Annotated in this window: 19 protein-coding genes; 10 read left to right on the top strand and 9 right to left on the bottom strand. The window is 44.3% G+C overall.

Annotated elements, in window-relative coordinates:
- Window positions 1-292: 292 nt before the first annotated feature.
- The 9 genes from AC1DV1_RS29845 to AC1DV1_RS29805 all read right to left on the bottom strand — a co-directional run bounded on the left by AC1DV1_RS29845 (window position 293) and on the right by AC1DV1_RS29805 (window position 6949).
- Complete coding sequence (locus AC1DV1_RS29845) at window positions 293-607, bottom strand: low molecular weight protein tyrosine phosphatase family protein (RefSeq protein WP_477367960.1); 315 nt, start codon at window positions 605-607, stop codon at window positions 293-295.
- Between the two features lie 34 nt (window positions 608-641).
- A complete protein-coding gene (locus AC1DV1_RS29840) occupies window positions 642-1148 on the bottom strand; it encodes a nuclear transport factor 2 family protein (RefSeq protein ID WP_477367957.1) in 507 nt (168 codons plus the stop codon).
- A gap of 103 nt (window positions 1149-1251) precedes the next feature.
- Complete coding sequence (locus AC1DV1_RS29835) at window positions 1252-2547, bottom strand: amidohydrolase (RefSeq protein WP_477367954.1); 1296 nt, start codon at window positions 2545-2547, stop codon at window positions 1252-1254.
- Between the two features lie 119 nt (window positions 2548-2666).
- Window positions 2667-3125, bottom strand: a complete 459-nt coding sequence (locus tag AC1DV1_RS29830) for an FKBP-type peptidyl-prolyl cis-trans isomerase (RefSeq protein ID WP_477367951.1) — start codon at window positions 3123-3125, stop codon at window positions 2667-2669.
- Between the two features lie 99 nt (window positions 3126-3224).
- A complete protein-coding gene (locus tag AC1DV1_RS29825) occupies window positions 3225-3704 on the bottom strand; it encodes an FKBP-type peptidyl-prolyl cis-trans isomerase (RefSeq protein WP_477367948.1) in 480 nt (159 codons plus the stop codon).
- 183 nt (window positions 3705-3887) lie between these two features.
- A complete protein-coding gene (locus tag AC1DV1_RS29820; RefSeq protein ID WP_477367945.1) occupies window positions 3888-4364 on the bottom strand; it encodes an FKBP-type peptidyl-prolyl cis-trans isomerase in 477 nt (158 codons plus the stop codon).
- 230 nt (window positions 4365-4594) lie between these two features.
- Window positions 4595-6340 (bottom strand): aspartate--tRNA ligase, encoded by a 1746-nt coding sequence (gene aspS / locus AC1DV1_RS29815; RefSeq protein WP_477367942.1) that lies wholly within the window; start codon window positions 6338-6340, stop codon window positions 4595-4597.
- 91 nt (window positions 6341-6431) lie between these two features.
- Complete coding sequence (locus AC1DV1_RS29810; RefSeq protein WP_477367939.1) at window positions 6432-6725, bottom strand: type II toxin-antitoxin system RelE/ParE family toxin; 294 nt, start codon at window positions 6723-6725, stop codon at window positions 6432-6434.
- Entirely contained in the window at window positions 6698-6949 is a 252-nt protein-coding gene (locus AC1DV1_RS29805) for a hypothetical protein (protein WP_477367936.1), read from the bottom strand. Before AC1DV1_RS29805 ends, AC1DV1_RS29810 begins: the two co-directional genes overlap by 28 nt.
- Before the next feature lie 409 nt (window positions 6950-7358).
- Here AC1DV1_RS29805 and AC1DV1_RS29800 point away from each other — a divergent pair, with 409 nt between their 5' ends.
- The 10 genes from AC1DV1_RS29800 (at window position 7359) to trpC (ending at window position 19427) form a co-directional block, all read left to right on the top strand.
- Window positions 7359-9815 carry a TonB-dependent receptor gene (locus tag AC1DV1_RS29800; RefSeq protein WP_477367933.1) on the top strand — a complete coding sequence of 819 codons (2457 nt, stop codon included), beginning with the start codon at window positions 7359-7361 and terminating at the stop codon, window positions 9813-9815.
- Between the two features lie 112 nt (window positions 9816-9927).
- Window positions 9928-10566, top strand: coding sequence for a nicotinamide riboside transporter PnuC (gene pnuC / locus AC1DV1_RS29795; protein ID WP_477367930.1), 639 nt, complete (start codon window positions 9928-9930; stop codon window positions 10564-10566).
- Between the two features lie 46 nt (window positions 10567-10612).
- Window positions 10613-11704, top strand: coding sequence for an acyl-CoA dehydrogenase family protein (locus AC1DV1_RS29790; protein WP_477367927.1), 1092 nt, complete (start codon window positions 10613-10615; stop codon window positions 11702-11704).
- A gap of 431 nt (window positions 11705-12135) precedes the next feature.
- Window positions 12136-13854, top strand: a complete 1719-nt coding sequence (pafA, locus tag AC1DV1_RS29785) for an alkaline phosphatase PafA (RefSeq protein ID WP_477367924.1) — start codon at window positions 12136-12138, stop codon at window positions 13852-13854.
- 163 nt (window positions 13855-14017) lie between these two features.
- Window positions 14018-14641 carry a thiamine phosphate synthase gene (locus AC1DV1_RS29780; RefSeq protein ID WP_477367921.1) on the top strand — a complete coding sequence of 208 codons (624 nt, stop codon included), beginning with the start codon at window positions 14018-14020 and terminating at the stop codon, window positions 14639-14641.
- Between the two features lie 232 nt (window positions 14642-14873).
- A complete protein-coding gene (locus AC1DV1_RS29775; RefSeq protein WP_477367918.1) occupies window positions 14874-15662 on the top strand; it encodes a DoxX family protein in 789 nt (262 codons plus the stop codon).
- 70 nt (window positions 15663-15732) lie between these two features.
- The gene (locus AC1DV1_RS29770) at window positions 15733-16161 is read left to right on the top strand and encodes a cytochrome B (protein WP_477367915.1); all 429 of its coding nucleotides are present in this window, start codon (window positions 15733-15735) and stop codon (window positions 16159-16161) included.
- Window positions 16162-16395: 234 nt separating this feature from the next.
- Window positions 16396-17805 (top strand): anthranilate synthase component I family protein, encoded by a 1410-nt coding sequence (locus AC1DV1_RS29765; protein ID WP_477367912.1) that lies wholly within the window; start codon window positions 16396-16398, stop codon window positions 17803-17805.
- Window positions 17806-17885: 80 nt separating this feature from the next.
- Window positions 17886-18497, top strand: coding sequence for an anthranilate synthase component II (locus AC1DV1_RS29760; RefSeq protein ID WP_477367909.1), 612 nt, complete (start codon window positions 17886-17888; stop codon window positions 18495-18497).
- A 147-nt stretch (window positions 18498-18644) separates the two neighbouring features.
- A complete protein-coding gene (gene trpC, locus AC1DV1_RS29755) occupies window positions 18645-19427 on the top strand; it encodes an indole-3-glycerol phosphate synthase TrpC (RefSeq protein ID WP_477367905.1) in 783 nt (260 codons plus the stop codon).
- The last annotated feature ends 497 nt before the right edge of the window (window positions 19428-19924 follow it).

Raw genomic sequence — 19924 nt, 5'->3', positions numbered from 1 at the left:
ATAAATGGTCATTTGCTAACGTAGCCGGTCTTATCAGGCAACATCTTGGAACTTATATCGATCTGATCAACTTCCTCGTAAATCCTGAAAAAGCAATTATAGGATATAACAGCGAAGTAAAAAGCTACCAACTAACACTTTTTAAAACCTAAAAAGGGGGCTTTGTTTTAATTGTCGCCGTTAAATATCCCTCAATTAAACACAAATGACCTTTTTTTCTCCTTTTTTATGTTTATCGGACAACAGTGAGTTAAGAATCAAGAGTCAAGACAGAAAAAATCCGTACTTGATACTATAGGTATTCGCTTAAAACAGTCCTCAATATTTCTATCAGTTCGGGGTCGTTAAATTGATAGTTATCTTCAATATCCAGCACTTTTACCTGCTTGCCGTTTAGTTCCAGGCGTTGGCTCAGCAGCTGTTTATGCCTGCGCTCCATTACAAATACAACATCGGCCCGGTCAATTATTTTTTGGGTTACCCGGATACGGGCCGTGGCACTGGTACCTGCCGAGCGGGCAGTATGTTTTGGATGGTTTTTAAACAATAATTCGGCAGTAGGGCTGCGCCATTGGTTTTTACTGCAGATGAAAAGGAGGTTGGCCAATGGTAATTATTTTCCGGTTTAGGTATATGCGCTACTACAATCCGTTTTTGGGTACCCAGGCCTGGCTTTTAATGAGCCATTTTCCGCTAACGTACCGAAACACAAAGGAAAATGCTCCTTCTTCGTTAAACGGGTCGCCGTTAACCGTGCCGGTGTATTCAACGGGAACAATCAGGTAGGCTACCTCTTCGGTTTGTTGAAAAATTTTGATCTTTTTTATGTTTACGATAAAGTCGCGGATTTTAAAATCTTTAACCGCCTTTTGTACCGAGTTTACCCATTGTACACCCGCCAGCTGCCCGTTCCATGAGTAAGGTTGCTGCTCGTCGGTAACCACCGCGTTGGGAGCGTAAACATCGGTAACTTTTTCAATATCAAACGTATAAGAAGCTTTTAATACCGTATTGATGGTTTGCAAAACCTCGGGGTTAATTTTCTTTACGGTATCTTCGGCGGCCATATCCGCAGCAATGGTTTTTTGGCTTGTTATTAAAATTAATAACAAGCTTGTGTACACCATTATTACTATGCTTTTCCTCATCTTATGCTGTTAAAAATTCCTGGCCATGCACTTTTTGGGCTTATAAAGTTAAGCATCAATCATCTATTTAAAGATAAATATCTTTTTAAATAGTAAACCATCCTTACTTCCCTTTAGCATTCATATAATCAAGCGTTAAATTGCACAATGCTTTTACACCCAGGGTAAAGCCACTTTCGTCGATATAAAAATCGGGCGTATGGTGCGATGGTGCTTTAAGCGGATCGGCGCCTTTAGGCATCCCGCCTAAAAAAATGAACATGCCGGGTACTTTTTCCTGGTAAAAGCTAAAATCTTCGGCCCCGGTAACAGGCGGTTTTAGCATCACATTTTCGGCTCCAGCTGTTTTTTGCAGGCTGGGCAGCATTTGTTGTGTGAGTGCAGGATCGTTATAAGTAACCGGGTAATGGCTGCTGTACGGAATCTTCACCTCGGCAGTAGCGCCTTGCGCTTCAGCCGTTTTTGTTGCTATTTGCTTAACCCGCTCAACCAGCATTTTTTCATCGGCGGCTGTAAATGAACGTAGGGTACCCAGCATTTCAACGCTCTCGGGGATAATGTTCGACCGGTTACCACCTTTGATGGAGCCAATAGTTACCACCGCCGGGTTTTCTGTTATGTTTATATTACGGCTTACAATAGTTTGCAGGTTATTGATGATCTCGGCCGAAACCACAATCGGGTCAACACTCGACCATGGGTAAGCCCCATGTGCCGACCGCCCTTTTACGATGATCTGCATATCGTTAACGCCTGCCATAGTACCGCCCGGGCGATAGGTTATTTTACCAACCTCGGTTTGCGAATTAATGTGCAGGCCAAATACTACATCAACTTTAGGGTTTTCAAGCACACCTTCCTTCACCATTTCTTCGGCGCCGCCTTTCTGGCCGGGCTCTACCCCTTCTTCAGCGGGTTGAAAAATAAATTTAACCGTTCCGTGCAACTCGCTTTTCATGCCCGAAAGCACCTGGGCCACACCCATTAAAATAGCCATGTGCGAATCATGCCCGCAGGCATGCATTACGCCAACCTCCTGGCCGTTATAAATAGTTTTTACTTTTGATGCAAAAGGAACATCGGTGCGCTCAACAACCGGCAAACCATCCATATCTGCCCGTAAGGCAACTACCGGGCCCGGCTTGCCACCTTTTAAAATACCCACAACGCCGGTTGTAGCTACGCCCGTTTGCACCTGGATACCCAATGACTGCAGGTGTTTGGCAATAATTGCCGAAGTACGCACCTCGTGGTTACCCAGTTCAGGGTGTTCATGAAAATCTCGGCGCCAGGCTATTACCTTGTCTTTAAGGGCATCGGCTTTAGTACTTACCTGGCTTTGCTGGGCAAATACCTGTGTTGCAAACAACAAAAAAAGGGGAGCGATGCGTAATTTCATGGGCGCAAGTTTTGAACCGTTAATATAAGAACAAAACGCCGGATAATTTAATGTACCGGTTTGAATTTGAAGCTGATGCCTTTTCAATTCAAAATTATAGTAAGGCTGGTATCAGCCGGTTACTTTACCCCTATCAAATCAATATCAAAAACAAGCACCGAATTTGCCGGGATAGGCCCCAACGATGCCCCGCCATAGCCCAAAGCCGATGGCACAAACAGTACAATGTTACCACCAGCTTTTATATGTGGTATACCTATTTGCCACCCCTTTACCAGGGCCGCTAATGGCGAAGAGTAACCATTTGCCGAATCAAATGGCGGCCCGTTAAGCAGCTTGCCCCTATAATTTACCGTAACAGTTGAATTGATGGTTGCCGCGGCGCCCGTGCCGGGCTTAACAACCTGGTAGTACAGGCCCGACGAATCTTTCACGGCCTTTACAACCGGGTTATTGGAAAGATAAACCCGGATAAGCGAATCATCAATACGGGCTTGTTTAACAGCATCCACCGGAGGTGCGGTTTTACAGGACGAGATGCCAATAACCGCGGCAAATAATAAAAGTAGTTTGTTCATGTGCCGATATTAAAATTGAGCAGCCAAAACTACGTAAATATAGCCGCAAAAAAACCCGGCGATTAATCATCCCGGGCTATTGTATTTAATTAAATTCGTTTACGCGCCCGGCGGCGAAAGATCGACATCAAAGCGTAATATCGCATTTGCAGGTACTTTTCCGTAACCTGATGTACCATAGCCATATATAGAAGGTATCAGCATTATTATTTTCGACCCGATTGGCACATGTGGTAGTACTATTTGCCAGCCATAAATCAAACTGCTTAAGGTCGCGCTAAAATTGGTGCTCGAATCAAATACAGTTCCATCAAGCAAAGTGCCTGTATAACTTGCTTTAATTACAGTTGAAGCCGTAGGGTACGCGCCCGCGCCTGTAGTAATTACCTGGTAGTAACAACCTAAGGTGTCCTTAACATTGGTAATTTCCGGATGAACGGTTAAATAGGCTTTGATAGCCGCATCATCGGTTGCAGCCTGCTGTATCGCTGTTGTTATTGCTGGGTCGCTTACTTTTGTACAAGATGACAGCGACCAGATGGCTAAGGGGAATAAAATTAAAAGTAAAAGTTTTTTCATTTTCATACAGATCAGTTAACATTAATAGGGTTAAAAACACTAAACGTTGCAAATTGTGAAAACGTATTCAGGCAGGTATTTCCATTTCAGCAAATACACAAGTGTAAATATACAATCCAAATCAATTTAAACCGGCAGGCAAAAGCATATTTTTATTACCACAGCCTGCCTAAAGCAGCACAGTTAATTGGTAACCGCAGTTAAATTGACAGAAAATATCAGTACTGAATTTGCAGGAATAATACCTGCCTGCGCATTACCATATGCGTAGCGCGATGGGGTAATTACCAGCATTTGCCCGCCTGTTTTAAGGTATGGCAATGCAATTTGCCAAGCAGGTATCAGGCCATTCAACCGGTACACCAGGTTTGTGCTTGAATCAAATATGGTACCATTGGTTAACTTACCGGTATAAGCCGCCGTTATTGTACTTGTTAAAGCCGGGGTAGCGCCTGTACCCTGTGTAATTATCTGGTAATAAACGCCGGTTGTATCTTTTACCGCATGAATTTCGGTATGTGCTGCCAGGTAAGCCTGGATGGTTGCTTCGTCGGTAGCAGCCTGTTTAGTGCTGTCAAAAGGCACCACATCGTTATTCGATTTCAGGCACGACGAAAACATAGCAACGGGCAATAACAGTAACAGTAGGATTTTTTTCATTTTTATTCAGATCAGTTTAGTGCCTATACGGCATAACTACCATAAACGCTACAATTAAAAAAACTTATACAAGCAATCGCGTTTAAACATCTCCATTAAAAAGGATAGCTTATTTCACGCAAAGACGGTAAGAAGCAAAGGCGCAATGAGATTTGCTTATTCTTCTTAGCTTCCTGGCGGCTTTGCGCGAGAAAAAATAACCGACTTAATATCAAACCTGATATTGTAACTTATACTGTTGTTTTAATATTAAGCTCTTTAAGCTGTGTATCGGCAATGGTTGATGGCGAATCGATCATCACATCGCGGCCCGAATTATTTTTAGGGAAAGCGATAACATCGCGAATAGAATCTAATCCGGCAAAAATAGAAACCAGCCTATCAAACCCAAGGGCTAAACCACCATGCGGAGGTGCGCCATATTCAAAAGCATCCATCAAAAAGCCAAACTGTTTTTGCGCTTCCTCGGGTGAAAAGCCCAGGTGCTTAAACATTAATGATTGCATGGCGCGGTCATGGATCCTGATAGATCCGCCGCCAACCTCGGTACCGTTAATAACCAGGTCATACGCGTTGGCGCGTACCGCTCCCGGATCGGTATCCAGCAAGGCAATATCTTCTGGTTTTGGCGAAGTGAATGGGTGGTGCATAGCATGGTAACGCTTGCTTTCTTCGTCCCACTCCAGCAGCGGAAAATCAAGCACCCAAAGCGGCGCAAATTTATTTTTATCGCGCAGGCCTAAACGGCTACCCATTTCAAGGCGTAATTCGTTAAGTTGCTTGCGTACTTTATCGGCATTGCCGGCCAGTACCAGCATTAAATCGCCGCGTTCGGCTTCAAATGCCGCTGCCCAGTTTGTCAGCTCATCTTCGCTGTAAAATTTATCAACCGATGATTTTAATGTTCCATCTTCGTTATAACGGCAATATATCATGCCGGTAACGCCAATTTGCGGGCGTTTTAACCATTCGGTAATTTCGTCCAGTTGCTTGCGGGTATAGCTGGCACAACCTTTGGCGTTGATGCCCACAACCAGCTCTGCGTTGTCAAATACGCCAAAACCTTTACCTTTTACAACGTCATTCAGTTCCACAAACTCCATCCCAAACCTTACATCCGGTTTATCAGAACCGTAAAGGCGCATAGCGTCGGCATATTGCATACGCGGAAAATCGCCCAGGTCGATACCTTTAACGGTAGTAAACAGGTGGCGGGTAAGGCCCTCAAAAATATTCAGGATATCTTCCTGGGTAATAAACGATAGCTCGCAGTCAATCTGGGTAAACTCTGGCTGGCGGTCGGCACGCAGGTCCTCATCCCTGAAACATTTCACAATCTGGAAATAACGGTCGAACCCGCTTACCATCAGCAATTGCTTAAATGTTTGCGGCGATTGCGGCAAAGCGTAAAACTCGCCCGGGTTCATGCGGCTTGGCACCACAAAATCGCGCGCACCTTCCGGGGTCGATTTGATCAGTACCGGGGTTTCTACCTCCAAAAAATCAATATCGCTTAAATAGCGGCGTATTTCCTGTGCCATTTTATGGCGCAGGATAAGGTTGTTACGAACAGGCGCACGGCGCAAATCAAGGTAGCGGTATTTGGCACGCAGCTCTTCGCCACCATCGGTATCGTCTTCTATCAGGAACGGCGGAATTTTAGCCGCGTTCAATACCTCTATACCGGCAACGGCAATTTCAATTTCGCCGGTTGGTATTTTTGTGTTTTTGTTTGATCGTTCCAGCACCTTGCCAGTAACCTGTATCACAAACTCCCGGCCAAGCTCGCGGCTCTTCTCGCGCAGCAAGGCATCAGTATCTGTATTAAAAACAAGTTGGGTTAAACCATAACGGTCGCGCACATCAATAAATGTGGTACCGCCCAAATCGCGCGATTTTTGTACCCAGCCGCACAATGTAACTGTTTGGCCTAAGTTGCTGATATTTAATTCGCCGCAGGTATGAGTTCTTAGCATAACAATATTTATAAAAGTTTGCAAAAGTACGTTTTTGAGGTGAAAGGAGAAAGGTAAAAGGAGAAAGGTGGAAAATACGGTGCGATTGTATTTATAATTTGAATTTCTTAGGATTCCGGCGGCTATCCCAAATGGTTAAGACATCAATCACATTTGCAGAAATGCGATAATATAATAGATAGTCCCGAACTATTTTTATTCTAACTGAAGGATTCTTGGTAGGCTTTCCCGAGTCTGGGAGCTCGGCAAGCGCTTCAACTTTTTTTATAAATAGCTTATTAAGCTTGTTACTGTAAACTGTTGATTTATTTCTATTCGCCCAGTATTCTAATATTGCTATCCTATCACGATCAGCCCTTACCGACCATCGAATTTCTTTAGCCATTCGTCTGCTCGTTTATTTGATTCTTCATGGGTCAGGTATTGGCCGCTCTCTATTTGCTCAATACCTTCATTTACTGCAACTATCTCCTCCGCGCTTAATTGATAAACGCCACTAATTTCATCTTCCATCTCTGTAATCATCAACAACTCTCTTAGCAAATCCATGTTATCGGTATTGCTTATTGTGGCTATTAACTTCTCTTTTATCTCTGTATCGGTTAACATAGCAATGGTCTTTATCCAAATTTACAAATAACATTTTAAAAATCAGAAATGAAAGCGCGGCTTTTCCGCCTTCGCGACTTTTTTTGACTTTCCGACTAAAAAACTATCTTTGCCCCATAATTCTCAAGGGGTGCCTTGCTTTGGTATAACCAAAAACGAACTGCAGAGCGTTTTTAACCAAACTGAAAGACAGGCTGAGATCAAACCCAGAGAGCCCCCCAGCCCCCTAAAGGGGGAGTGATAAAACTTAAAGCAAAAACTTTAGGTGTATTTACTCCCCCTTCAGGGGGGCGGGGGGCGCTCGCACCTGATCCGGGTAATGCCGGCGTAGGGAGAGGTAAACAAGTTAAGTGTACTGCCATTGTACCCTGGTGAGCAGATGGTTTAACTAATTTTTAGTTTAAAAATTTTGAAAAATGTATTCGTGGCTATCATGGCCCTGCTGCTGCCTGTTTTGGCATCGGCCCAACTTTCCATATCCGGAAAAGTAACCAATCAATCGGGCGAAGCACTGCCCGGTGCAACCATCACCATTAATAACCCGGCTGCCAGTGTGGTTGCCGATGCTGCCGGCAGGTATGGCTTTGCTAATCTTAAAGCTGGCAGCTACACGCTAAATGCCAGTTTTATTGGCTATCAAACCATCAGCAAAAACATCGTATTGGCTGCAAACCAGGTTATCAACCTGGCACTCGCTAACGGCACGCTTGCTGCCGAGGAAGTGACAATCAGCGCCACCCGCGCGGTTAAAAACTCGCCAACGGCATTTACCAACCTCAGCAAAAAGGATTTAGCAAAAAACAACTTCGGGCAGGATTTACCTTACCTGCTTAGCCTTACCCCATCTGTTGTAACCACATCAGATGCCGGCGCAGGTATTGGCTACACCGGTATCCGCATCCGTGGTTCTGATAATACCCGGGTGAATGTTACCATTAACGGCATCCCCCTAAATGATGCCGAAAGCCAGGGATCGTACTTTATCGACCTGCCCGATCTGGCCTCGTCGGTAGATAACATACAGGTGCAGCGCGGTGTGGGTACATCAACCAATGGCGCGGGCGCGTTTGGCGGCAGCATCAATATCCAGACTACCACCCGCCGGGATACCGCTTATGCCGAAATCAATACTTCGGCCGGTTCCTACGGTTCTATCAAAAACACCGTTAATGCCGGTACCGGCTTACTGGATGGGCATTTTAGTTTAGATGGCCGTTTATCGCGCATACACTCCAATGGTTATATTGACAGGGCTAAGTCCGATTTAAAATCCCTTTATCTTAGCGCTGCCTGGTATGGCAAAAACAGCACCATCAGGGCCAACGTAATATCGGGCCACGAGCGCACTTACCAGGCCTGGAATGGCATTGCCGATTATGTTATTGGTGATAATACCCGCAAGGATAACCGCACTTATAACGAGCTTGGCCTGATGGACGACGCCGGTAATTTTTATAAAGACCAGGTAGATGATTACCTGCAAAACCATTACCAGTTGCTATATGATCAGAAGATAAGCAGTAAGCTATCTTTTAGCGGCGCACTGCATTATACCAAGGGCAAGGGCTATTACGAGGAATACCGCCGCCAGGATGCCGTGGCCAATTATGGCTTAACCCCGGTTATTATGGGTACAGATACTGTTAAAACAACCGACCTGGTGCGCAGGCTTTGGCTTGATAATGAATTTTATGGCGTTACCTATGCATTAAAATATCAGCCCCAAAGCAACCTGAACATGACCCTGGGCGGTGCTTATAATGAATACAAAGGCGCGCATTTCGGCAATATTATTTATACCAAAGAAAGCGCCGGCATTGGCCCCAACTACGAGTACTATCGTGATAATGCCAAAAAGAACGACTTTAATATTTTTTACCGCGCCGAATGGCATTTAAACAAAGTGTTGCTTTATGCCGATGCGCAATACCGTCACCTTTACTACAATTTTTACGGTATCGACAAAAACCAGCAGAACGCGCAGCAAAGCATCGAGCTTAACTTTTTTAACCCCAAAGTAGGTATTACTTACCAGCTTAATGAGCAAAACAATGTATACGCCTCATTTGCGGTAGGCAACCATGAGCCAAACCGCGACGATTACGTAAACTCAACCCCGCAAGCTAGGCCAAAGGCCGAAAACCTGAAGGATTTTGAAGCAGGTTACCGTACTGTTGGCAAAATTTTTAGCGGCGGCATTAATGGTTTTTATATGCTATATAAAAACCAGCTGATATTAACCGGGGCACTTAATGATGTAGGCGGCGCCATACGCACCAATGTGCCGGATAGCTACCGCGCCGGTGTGGAGCTGGATGGTAAAGTACGCATAACCAGCCAGCTTAACTGGGGGATAACCGCTACCTGGAGCGCCAACAAGATTAAAAACTATCACCAGTTTTTCTCTAATTACGATGACGGCACTTTGGTTGAAGAATCATTTAAAAAAACAACCATTGCTTATTCGCCATCGCTTACCGGGGCCAGCATCATCAGCTACAGTCCGGTTAAAGGCGGCGAGATTGCCTTTATCAGCAAGTACGTAAGCAAACAGTATTTAGATAATACCATGAACCAAAACCCGGCCGGTTTTAATATAGCGCCGGATAACCAAAGCAACCCGTATGCGGCCAACCGTTACCTTAAAAGCTATTTCACCAGCGATGTAAGGCTGCGTTATAACTTCAGCATCAGCCAGGTTAAAAATATTGGTTTGGGCTTGCAGGTTAATAACGTTTTCAGCAAAAAGTACGAGGCTAACGGTGCTACATACCCGGATATTGAAGGCGGCAACATGGTAAACTACAATTACTATTTTCCGCAGGCGCCGCGCAATTTTATGGCGATGCTTAGTTTGAACTTTTAATACACACGAATGGTCTCGAATTTGGACGAATTTCACGAATCTGGGCGGGTATTCTGTCTGGGGTGGGTYAGCAATAGGGATTATTAAATTACATTAATTAAGAAACGCATTTATGCATGATTTAATAAAGCTTTTTATTGATCAGATAAAAGAAACCACCTGGGTGCAATGGCTTGCCGTTGCCCTGGGTGTTGCCGAAGTTTTGCTGGCGCGAAAAAACAATATCTGGCTTTATCCGGCCGGTATTTTGGGCACCGCAATTGCTATTTATTTGTTGCTGGATGTAGGGCTTTATGCAGAATCGATACTGAATGGCTATTATGTAGTCATGAGCATTTACGGCTGGTGGTACTGGATAAAACGGCGCAACGAGCCGCCTGTAGAAATTTCATGGAGCACCAAAAACGAATGGGCTATAAGCATTGCCATATCTGTTATCGGCTGGGTATTTTTTTATGTGTTGCTCAAAAACCTGCCGGCTAAATATTTTACGCCATCAAACGTACCTGTTTGGGACGCGCTGATATCGTCAACGGCCTGGGCAGGTATGTGGCTGCTGGCCCGCCGTAAAATAGAGAACTGGATTTTTTTAAACATCTCAAACCTGTTTGCCGTACCCATCCTGTTTTACAAACACCTGCCCATGTTTGCGCTGCTTACCATATTTTTATTTGTTGTAGCCATTTTTGGGTACTTTGATTGGGGGAAGAAGCTGAAGGCCGAAGGCTTAAGGCCGAAAGCTTTACATTAACTCAAATTGCTTTAAGCTTTATGCTTTTAGCCTTAAGCAATACTATATGCCCCATCCATCATACTTACTAAAACCCGAATGGGTAAAAACAATCAGGGAGACTGCCGCCGAAGCCGAAAAACTGGCTATGCTGCACCCTGATCAATTGAAACTGGTTTACGAGCAGGGCTGGTTTAAATTCCTGGTGCCGAAAGCCTATTCGGGTTTGCAACTGCCTTTGCCGGATATGGTGCGGCTTGAAGAAAGCCTGGCCTGGGCCAACGGCAGTTTGGGCTGGGTGGTTACGCTTTGCAGTGGTGCGGGCTGGTTCGGCGGGTTTTTATCGGCAGATATAGCCCCGAAGCTATTGAACAACCCGGCATTGTGCCTGGCGGGTAGCGGCGCATCAACAGGTACGGCTACCATTACCGATGGCGGCTACATTATTAACGGTACCTGGAAATATGCCAGCGGCGCGCACCATGCCACCCATATAACAGCCAACTGCATTATCAAAAATGGCGACGAACCTGTTTTAGATGCCGAAGGGAACGAACTGATATTACCTTTTATTTTTGATAAAAAAGATGTGGAGGTGTTCCCCGCCTGGAAATACATTGGCATGATGGCCACCGGCAGCGATGCCTATAAAGTAAGCAACCTGTTTGTTAAAGCCGACAGGTGTTTTAAGATCGATCCGGAGTATGCGGTAATCACCGAGCCTTTGTATAAATATCCCTTTTTACAATTAGCCGAGGCTACACTGGCAGCAAACATATCGGGCATGGCCGTACACTTCCTAGACCTGTGCGGACCACTGTTTGACGAAAAGCAATTAGGCAAACGGCAACCCGGCAACCATCGCGATGCCACAAAACAATTGCTGGATGAACTTACCATCAACCTAAATAAAACCCGCGCCGAATTTTATGAGGCAGTTGGCGCATCCTGGCAGAGTGGCTTAACAGGCCCCGCCGGGTATTTGAATGAAGTAAGCACTACCAGCCGCAAGCTGGCCAAAACAGCACGCGAGAGTGTTGACAAGCTATACCCCTACTGCGGCCTGCAAGCCGCTAACCCCGATACCGAAATAAGCCAAACCTGGCGCGACTTGCATACCGCAAGCCAGCATAGTTTGTTAAATAGCATCGGCGGGTAAATCACTATTTGGATATTTTTTCGGTTTTAAGTATATTTGTATACAACAGCTATAAGGCGTTTATGATCAGTCCATAAACGCTTTCACTGTTTAAAATCAAAAAGAGCAATAGTATTGATTTTAACTTAAAAATCTAATTTACAGATAGTTAAATAAAATAAAAGCTATCAAAAGTAGCAGAAAAGTGTTAAAAAATATCGGAAAAATATGCAAAAGTATCCAAAAAGTAGATGAAAAGTATAGCAATAGTATCCGTTAAAAATGCCTCTTGTTTTTAGGCTCAAACGCAAACACCCGACCCCAAAATTTTCTGTCTTGATTCTTGACTCTTAATTCTTGATTCTAATTTTGTAACAAAACCCATACTTAACATAAACTTCATATGGCTTTTTAATTTCATTGTTGATATTTGGCGATCCAAAAACAAAAAAATGAAGCTTAAATATCTATTGCTTTTACTTTTAGCCGCGGCCACCCTTTCGGCACAGGCACAATCTCACAAAAAAAAACATAAACATACCACCAGGAGGAGCAGCGATAGCGAAGTTACCTACCACCGCGAACGCGTTATGCCAATGCCTACCGGCCTGCCACGCCCCAAACTGGTTATAGGTCTTGTAGTTGATCAAATGCGTTGGGACTACCTGTACCGCTATTTTGACCGTTATGAAGATGGCGGTTTTAAACGAATGCTGGGCGAAGGCTTTACCTGCGAGAATACCAATATTGATTATATCCCGACGGTAACTGCCGCCGGCCACACCTGCATCTACACCGGATCGGTGCCTGCCATACATGGTATTGCGGGCAATGATTTTATTGTGCAAGCCACCGGAAAATCGATGTATTGTACGGATGACAGCACGGTAACCGCCGTTGGCAGCACCTCAAAGGCTGGGCAAATGTCGCCACGCAATTTGCTGGTAACTACCGTTACTGACGAGCTTAGGCTGGCAACCAATTTCCGCTCAAAAGTTATCGGCATCGCCCTAAAAGACCGCGGTGGAATTTTGCCCGCAGGGCATACCGCCAATGCGGCCTACTGGTTTGATGACGCCAGCGGCAACTGGATAAGCAGCACTTATTACGTGACCGATTTGCCTGCCTGGGTTAAAAACTTTAACAGCCAAAAAATTGCCGAAAAATACCTTAAACAGGATTGGAATACCCTTTACCCTATAGCCACTTACCTGCAAAGTGCCCCTGACAACAGCAGCAAATACGAGGGCAAATTTGCCGGCACCAGCGCACCAACCATGCCGGTTAATACATCGGCCTTGTACAACGGCCATTTAGGTATGATCCGGTCAACCCCTTACGGCAATTCGATGACGCTTGATATGGCTAAAGCAGCAATAGAAAATGAGCAATTAGGCAAAAACACCGTTACCGACTTTTTAGCGGTAAGCCTTTCGTCAACAGATTACATAGGGCACCAGTTTGGCCCTAATTCTGTAGAGATAGAGGACACCTACCTAAGGCTTGATCATGACCTGGCCGCCTTTTTTACTTATTTAGATGGCACATTGGGTAAAGGCAGCTACTCGGTATTTTTAACCGCCGACCATGGCGCTGCCCATAACGCCAGTTTCCTGAAAGACCACAACGTACCCGCAGGAACCTGGGACGATGCTGCCGCGCAGAAAGAAATGAATGCTGCATTGAACGACAAATACAAGGTTCAAAACCTGGTTATCAGTATGGATAATTACCAGGTTAACCTTAACAATGCCGCCATCAAAAAAGCAGGCATCAGCGAAGGGGYCATAAAACTTGACTGTATAAGCTATCTGCAAAAGCAACCGGCTGTACAATTTGCCGTTGATATGCAAAACGCCAACGACGCAACAATCCCTGTTGATTTGCGCAGCCGAATTATAAACGGTTACAACGCCGAGCATAGTGGTGTGATACAAATTGTATTAAAACCTGGTTATTACTCGGGGCACGGAGCAACCGGAACAACCCATGGCACCTGGGCGCCATATGACACCCATATACCGCTGGTATTTATGGGCTGGGGCATTAACCACGGCAATACCACACGCCAAACCCACATGACAGATATTGCCCCTACAGTGGCATCACTATTACACATACAAGCCCCCGATGGCTGTATTGGCAAAACCATCAGCGAGGTGGTCAGGTAGTTCAGTTGCGGGTTGCGTGTTTGACGGGCGTGTTGCCAGGTTCGGGAATTGATATTTTACCGGCAACACGCCCCGCGCAACACGAACCTCGGAAAGCGTATATTTGCGTCTCTTTTTAGTTGATTAGTTACAGGTAACACGAACCACGCAACACGCCACCGAAATGAAAAAATACGTCTCTATGTTTCATTACATCACACAGGACATGCCACAGCGCAGCCATATACAACAGGTTGAGATCGCGTGTAGCGCCGGGGCCAACTGGATACAATATCGCTGTAACACCAAGCCAGAAAACGAGCTTATAGCTGAAATTGACCAGATAGCATCTATTTGTGATGATTGGGGTGCCACGCTTATTATTACCAACCATTATCAACTGCTTGATAAAGTTGATGCCCAGGGTGTGCATATCGAAGATGATGCCGCCGATTTCAGCGCGATTCGCGAAGCGATTAGTGACGATAAAACTTTAGGGTCATCGGCCACCAACCTGGCCGGTCTGCTAAAAACGCAGCATCCAGGCGTAGTTGATTATTGTGTATTGGGCCCGTTCGCCCACACTGAAACCAGGCCGAATAATTTCCCATTGTTGGGTTACGATGGTTACCGTCAATTGGAAAAAGCCCCCATCGAAATTCCGGTTATTGCAACCGGTGGAATCCAGCTACAGGATGTTGAACTATTACTTAAAACAGGCATTTACGGTATAGCGGTTTCATCGGCCATTAACCGTTCTCTTGATCCTGCCGGAATGGTGAAGGAGTTTTACAGAAAGATATATTAACAAACTATAGCCCAATAGTGAATTTCGTTTTTGATATTAATAATTCTTAATAACTAAAGCGCGACTGCCTACATGCCAAAAACAACAGCAAAAATCGCAGGTCAAAAAAGGCAACGCTTGTTTCAGCAATGCTCATTTAACTATAACAAAGAATATTTTAGTTCATTGAACAAAATGAGCCATTGATTTTATATATTGCATGTGAAATCCAATATATAACCTATATTTCTTTATGGAATCCTATAATAGACTGTGGCGGTTGTTCTTTGCTATTGCGTTAGTTTCAATCGCGGTTCAACAATTTATCTGCTCTGGTTTCAGGCCGGTTATTATGCCTCCCGAGCCGGCATTTATAGGCCAAAGTACCTTCTGCATGTGCGTATCCGGCATTTTGCTCATACTGGTATCTGCCGCTATTATATCGGGCATCAACTCGCACATTGTTGCCGACTACCTGGGGGCATTTATGCTGTTGATGATTATCCTTTCGCACTTGCCTTATAACATTAAAATAAACCAGCTTTTTTTAGCGGGATGGAACGATGCATTTAAATTGCTGGCTTTATGCGGCGGGGCCTTTATTGTAGCCACATCTATCCCGTCAGATAAGGTTAGCGGTATCGACGCCGTCACCGAAAAAATACGGCCGGCCGGGCCATACTTTTTTGCCACAACCATGATTGTTTTTGGCATCGAACATTTTATATATCCAAAATTTGTGGCGTTGTTGGTACCATCATGGATTCCTTTTCATTTATTCTGGGTGTACTTCGCAGGTATAGCGCTTATTGCTGCCGGCGCGGCCATTATGCTTAAATTTAAAGTAAAACTTGCGGCTTCCTTGTTAGGCTTAATGTTGTTTTTATGGCTTATCACGGTGCACATCCCACGCGGGCTCGATACTTCCATTGTCGATAGGGCCAATGAATGGACAAGCGTTTTTGAGGCCTTAGCATTTAGCGGCATAGCGTTTTTAATAGCCGGCACTTATAAACCAGCGCAAACGGCGGCCAGTCAATAATTGGTCAAATCAGTTGCGTGTGTTTTAGCTAAAATGGTTTTGTTGTATATTCACGCAAAATTTAAAACTCATGACAGCTTATAGCTTTTTACAACATCTCCATTCGGGTTTCAGGTATATTGTACTGGCGTTAATCTTAGCAGCCATTATTGGTGCGTTTATTGGGCTGACAGGGAAAAAGCCTTATACCAATGGCAACCGCAAGCTTAATTTGTTTGCCATGATATCGGCACATACGCAGCTGCTTATTGGTATAGTACTTTATTTTGTAAGCCCGCTGGTACAGTTTAACAGCGAAACCATGAAAAATAAAGTGACCCGGTATTTCACTGTAGAACATTGGGTTATCATGCTGATTGCACTTGCCTTAATTACCATTGGTCATAGCAAATCAAAAAAAGCAGCTATCAGCGAAGCCAAACATAAAGCCATTGTTACCTTCTATTTGATAGCTTTAGTGATAATTTTAGCCGGTATTATACTTATCCCACGTAGCTAATGGGATTTAGCAACAAATAAACTTTCAAAAAAATTTGATAATTCATTTTTCTTTATAAATTTGTGCCCACGATGATTAAAAACACAAATAAAAATATCTGGTGGCACCAATTAAATTTGGCAGCCGGATACGTTTTTAGTCAGCGATGATCTAATCAATTGTAAACCTAAGTGGAAAACCCGGCGACCCCAATTCGCCGGGTTTTTTTATTTATATATTTTTTGAAAACATAACATGAGCACTTTTAAAATAACAACCACCTATAAAAAACTACTGGCCGATACCACCACGCCGGTGAGCATTTACCTGCGCCTGCGCGATGTATTCCCCAACTCACTACTGCTGGAAAGCTCCGACTATCATAGCCGTGAAAACAGCTTAAGCTACATTTGCTGTGAGCCTATAGCCGGCTTTATACTCAATAACGGCATACTAAAAAAGCATTATCCCGATGGCAGCAGCGAAAGCCTTGAAGCCGGCAGCTTTGACCTTATTGACCAGCTTAACCAATTTGTTGGCAGTTTTGAAACCGACCCCAATCCATTAAAAATAATCTCGAACGGTTTGTTTGGCTATTTCACACATGAGGCGGTTGAGCATTTTGAAACCATCAAACTAAAACAAACCGACGATAATCCCCGGCAAATCCCGGTAATGCAATACCACATTTACCGTTATATTATCGCTGTAGATCACTTTAAAAACGAGCTTTACATTTTTCACAACCAGGCCGAAGGCGGCCCAACCAACGGCGGTATCGAAAAACTGGAATACCTCATCAAAAACAAAAACTTTCCCGAGTATAGCTTTAAAAGCAGCGATGTGGAAAAATCAAACCTTACCAACGAGGAGTTTATCGCCATTGTTGAAAAAATGAAACAGCATATTTACCGGGGCGATGTTTTCCAGATAGTGCCGTCAAGAGCATTCTCCCGTACCTTCCAGGGCGATGAGTTTAACGTGTACCGGGCTTTGCGCTCTATCAACCCGTCGCCTTATTTATTCTATTTTGATTATGGTGATTTCCGCATCTTTGGCTCATCGCCCGAAGCACAAATCACTATCAAAAACAATGTAGCCAGCATTTTTCCTATCGCCGGCACTTTCAAGCGCAGCGGAGATGACGTGAAAGATGCCGAGATAGCCCGCAACCTGGAAAATGACCCTAAAGAATCGGCCGAGCACGTTATGCTTGTCGACCTGGCCCGTAACGACCTGAGCCGCCATTGCGAGCAGGTAAAGGTTAAAGCGTTTAAAGAAGTACAATATTATTCGCACCTTATCCATCTGGTATCACATGTAAGCGGTAAGTTATTACCCGGCGTGTCATCCTTCAAAATAGTTGCCGATACCTATCCTGCGGGCACCCTGAGCGGGGCGCCGAAATACCGGGCAATGGAAATTATTGACGAAAATGAAAAAGCCAAACGCAGCTTTTATAGCGGCGCCATAGGTTTCATGGGTTTTAACGGCGAATTTAACCACGCCATCATGATCCGCTCGTTCCTAAGCAAAAACAACACCCTGCACTACCAGGCAGGGGCCGGCATTGTAGCGGGCTCTGTTGCCGAAAGCGAACTGAAAGAAGTGGACAATAAAATTGCAGCATTAAGACGTGCTGTGGAACTGGCGGAAGAGCTGTAGGCGAAGCCCCCTAACCCCCTGAAGGGGGAACGATAATGGATAATATAATAATTAAGGAAGTTTTTTAAAGACATATACAAATGAACGAACATACAAACTCCCCCTTCAGGGGGTCGGGGGGCCTGAGCATCCTGATAATAGACAATTACGATTCCTTCACCTATAACCTGGTGCATTTGGTTAACGAACTTGGCCTGCAGTGCGAGGTTTGGAGGAATGATAAATTTGCTTTGGAAGATGTGGATGCTTATGACAAGATCATCCTATCCCCTGGGCCGGGCATACCGTCTGAAGCTGGTTTGTTGCTGGATGTGATCAAAAAATATGCGCCAACCAAAAGTATTTTTGGCGTTTGCCTGGGGCAGCAGGCCATTGCCGAAGTATTTGGCGGCAGCCTTTATAACCTGAGCCAACCCATGCACGGGATTGCCACCCCCATAAAAGTGACCGATACCGACGAGCAATTGTTTCGCGATTTGCCCGGGAGCTTTAAAGTGGGCCGTTACCATTCATGGGTTGTAAGCGCGAACGACTTGCCCGAAGTATTAAAAGTAACGGCTATCGACGAGGAGGATAATTCTATCATGGCCCTGTCTCACCGTGAATTTGACGTGCGCGGCGTACAGTTTCACCCGGAATCGATATTGACCGAGTATGGTAAAGAAATGATGGGTAACTGGCTGAATGGCTAATTAATAGATATTGATAACTTTGCGAAAATGAAACGAGATATAAACAACCGTCATTGCGAGGTACGAAGCAATCCCCGACATGCTAAGTCCCACATAGTTCAGGATTGCTTCGTACCTCGCAATGACGGTCCTATTATAATTTGATCTATGACGATACTTGATAAAATAGTTGCCAATAAAAAAAAGGAAGTGGCATATGCCAAAAAACGGACATCATATATTGAGCTGGAGGAATCTGAATATTTCCACAGGGAAACATATTCATTCAAAGATTTCCTGCTTGATCCTGCCCGTACAGGTATAATTGCCGAATTTAAGCGCAAATCGCCTTCAAAAGGCATTATCAACGATAAGGTGAGGGTTAGCAAGGTAACAACCGATTACGCTGCTGCTGGAGCTTCTGCACTATCTGTTTTAACCGACCGCGATTTTTTTATGGGCCGCAAAGCCGATTTAAAAAGGGCACGTTCTGTAAATAACATCCCGGTTTTGCGCAAGGATTTTATGATAGACGAATACCAGGTGATTGAAGCCAAAGCATTAGGTGCCGACATTATCCTGTTGATAGCAGCCATACTTACCCCCACAGAAATTGATAAGCTGGCCACCCTGGCCAAAAGTTTAGATCTGAATGTACTGCTTGAGGTACATAACCTGGAAGAACTGGAGCGCAGCATCCACCCAAAACTGGATGCCATAGGGGTAAATAACCGCAACCTGGCCGATTTTACAGTATCTGTAGAAACATCCTACCAGCTGGCCAAACATATTCCTGCCGAATTTATGAAGATATCAGAAAGCGCCATCAGCGATCCGGAAACCATCAGGCACTTGAAGCTGGCCGGTTTTAACGGCTTTTTAATTGGCGAAACCTTTATGAAACAGCCAGACCCTGGTTTGGCTATGCGGGATTTTGTAGCGCAGTTGTAAAAAAAGTTACAAAGCAGTACAAATTTACGCGATTTCTTTTGCACTTCAAAACCGCCCTTTATTCATGTATTAATAGGTACAAACAAGCAATTATTTGATGCTTTTTAGTAACAAATGCGCTATTTATTGACACAAAAAGTACATTTACTCACACAAAAATAAATCGTACTTTTTTTTGCAAAAAACCCAAAAAAGCAGCTTGAATAACCGGATATTTTGCGTTTGAAAACCGTCAGTATTGTCACCGTTTTGTTCCTGGGCTGAGGGACAAATTAAACCCGGCCGATAAAATAAATTAAAAACGGGTACCCATAAAACCTGTGATAGAACCAGGAAAAAAACCCATAAAAAAGCTGAGGCTGTATCATAAATCATGATCAGCCTCTTTTTTATTATTAATGGTTTATTGCTATAAAATCAATTAGTTATCTATGGTTTTATTTGTTTTAACAATCTGATTTTCATATATTTAAAGTATAGATATATGAGATATGGCA

It is taken from the genome of Mucilaginibacter sp. P4_D1 (genome assembly GCF_056401935.1).
The sequence above is the reverse complement of the archived record's forward strand: the minus strand, read 5'-3'. Positions and strand labels throughout refer to the sequence as shown.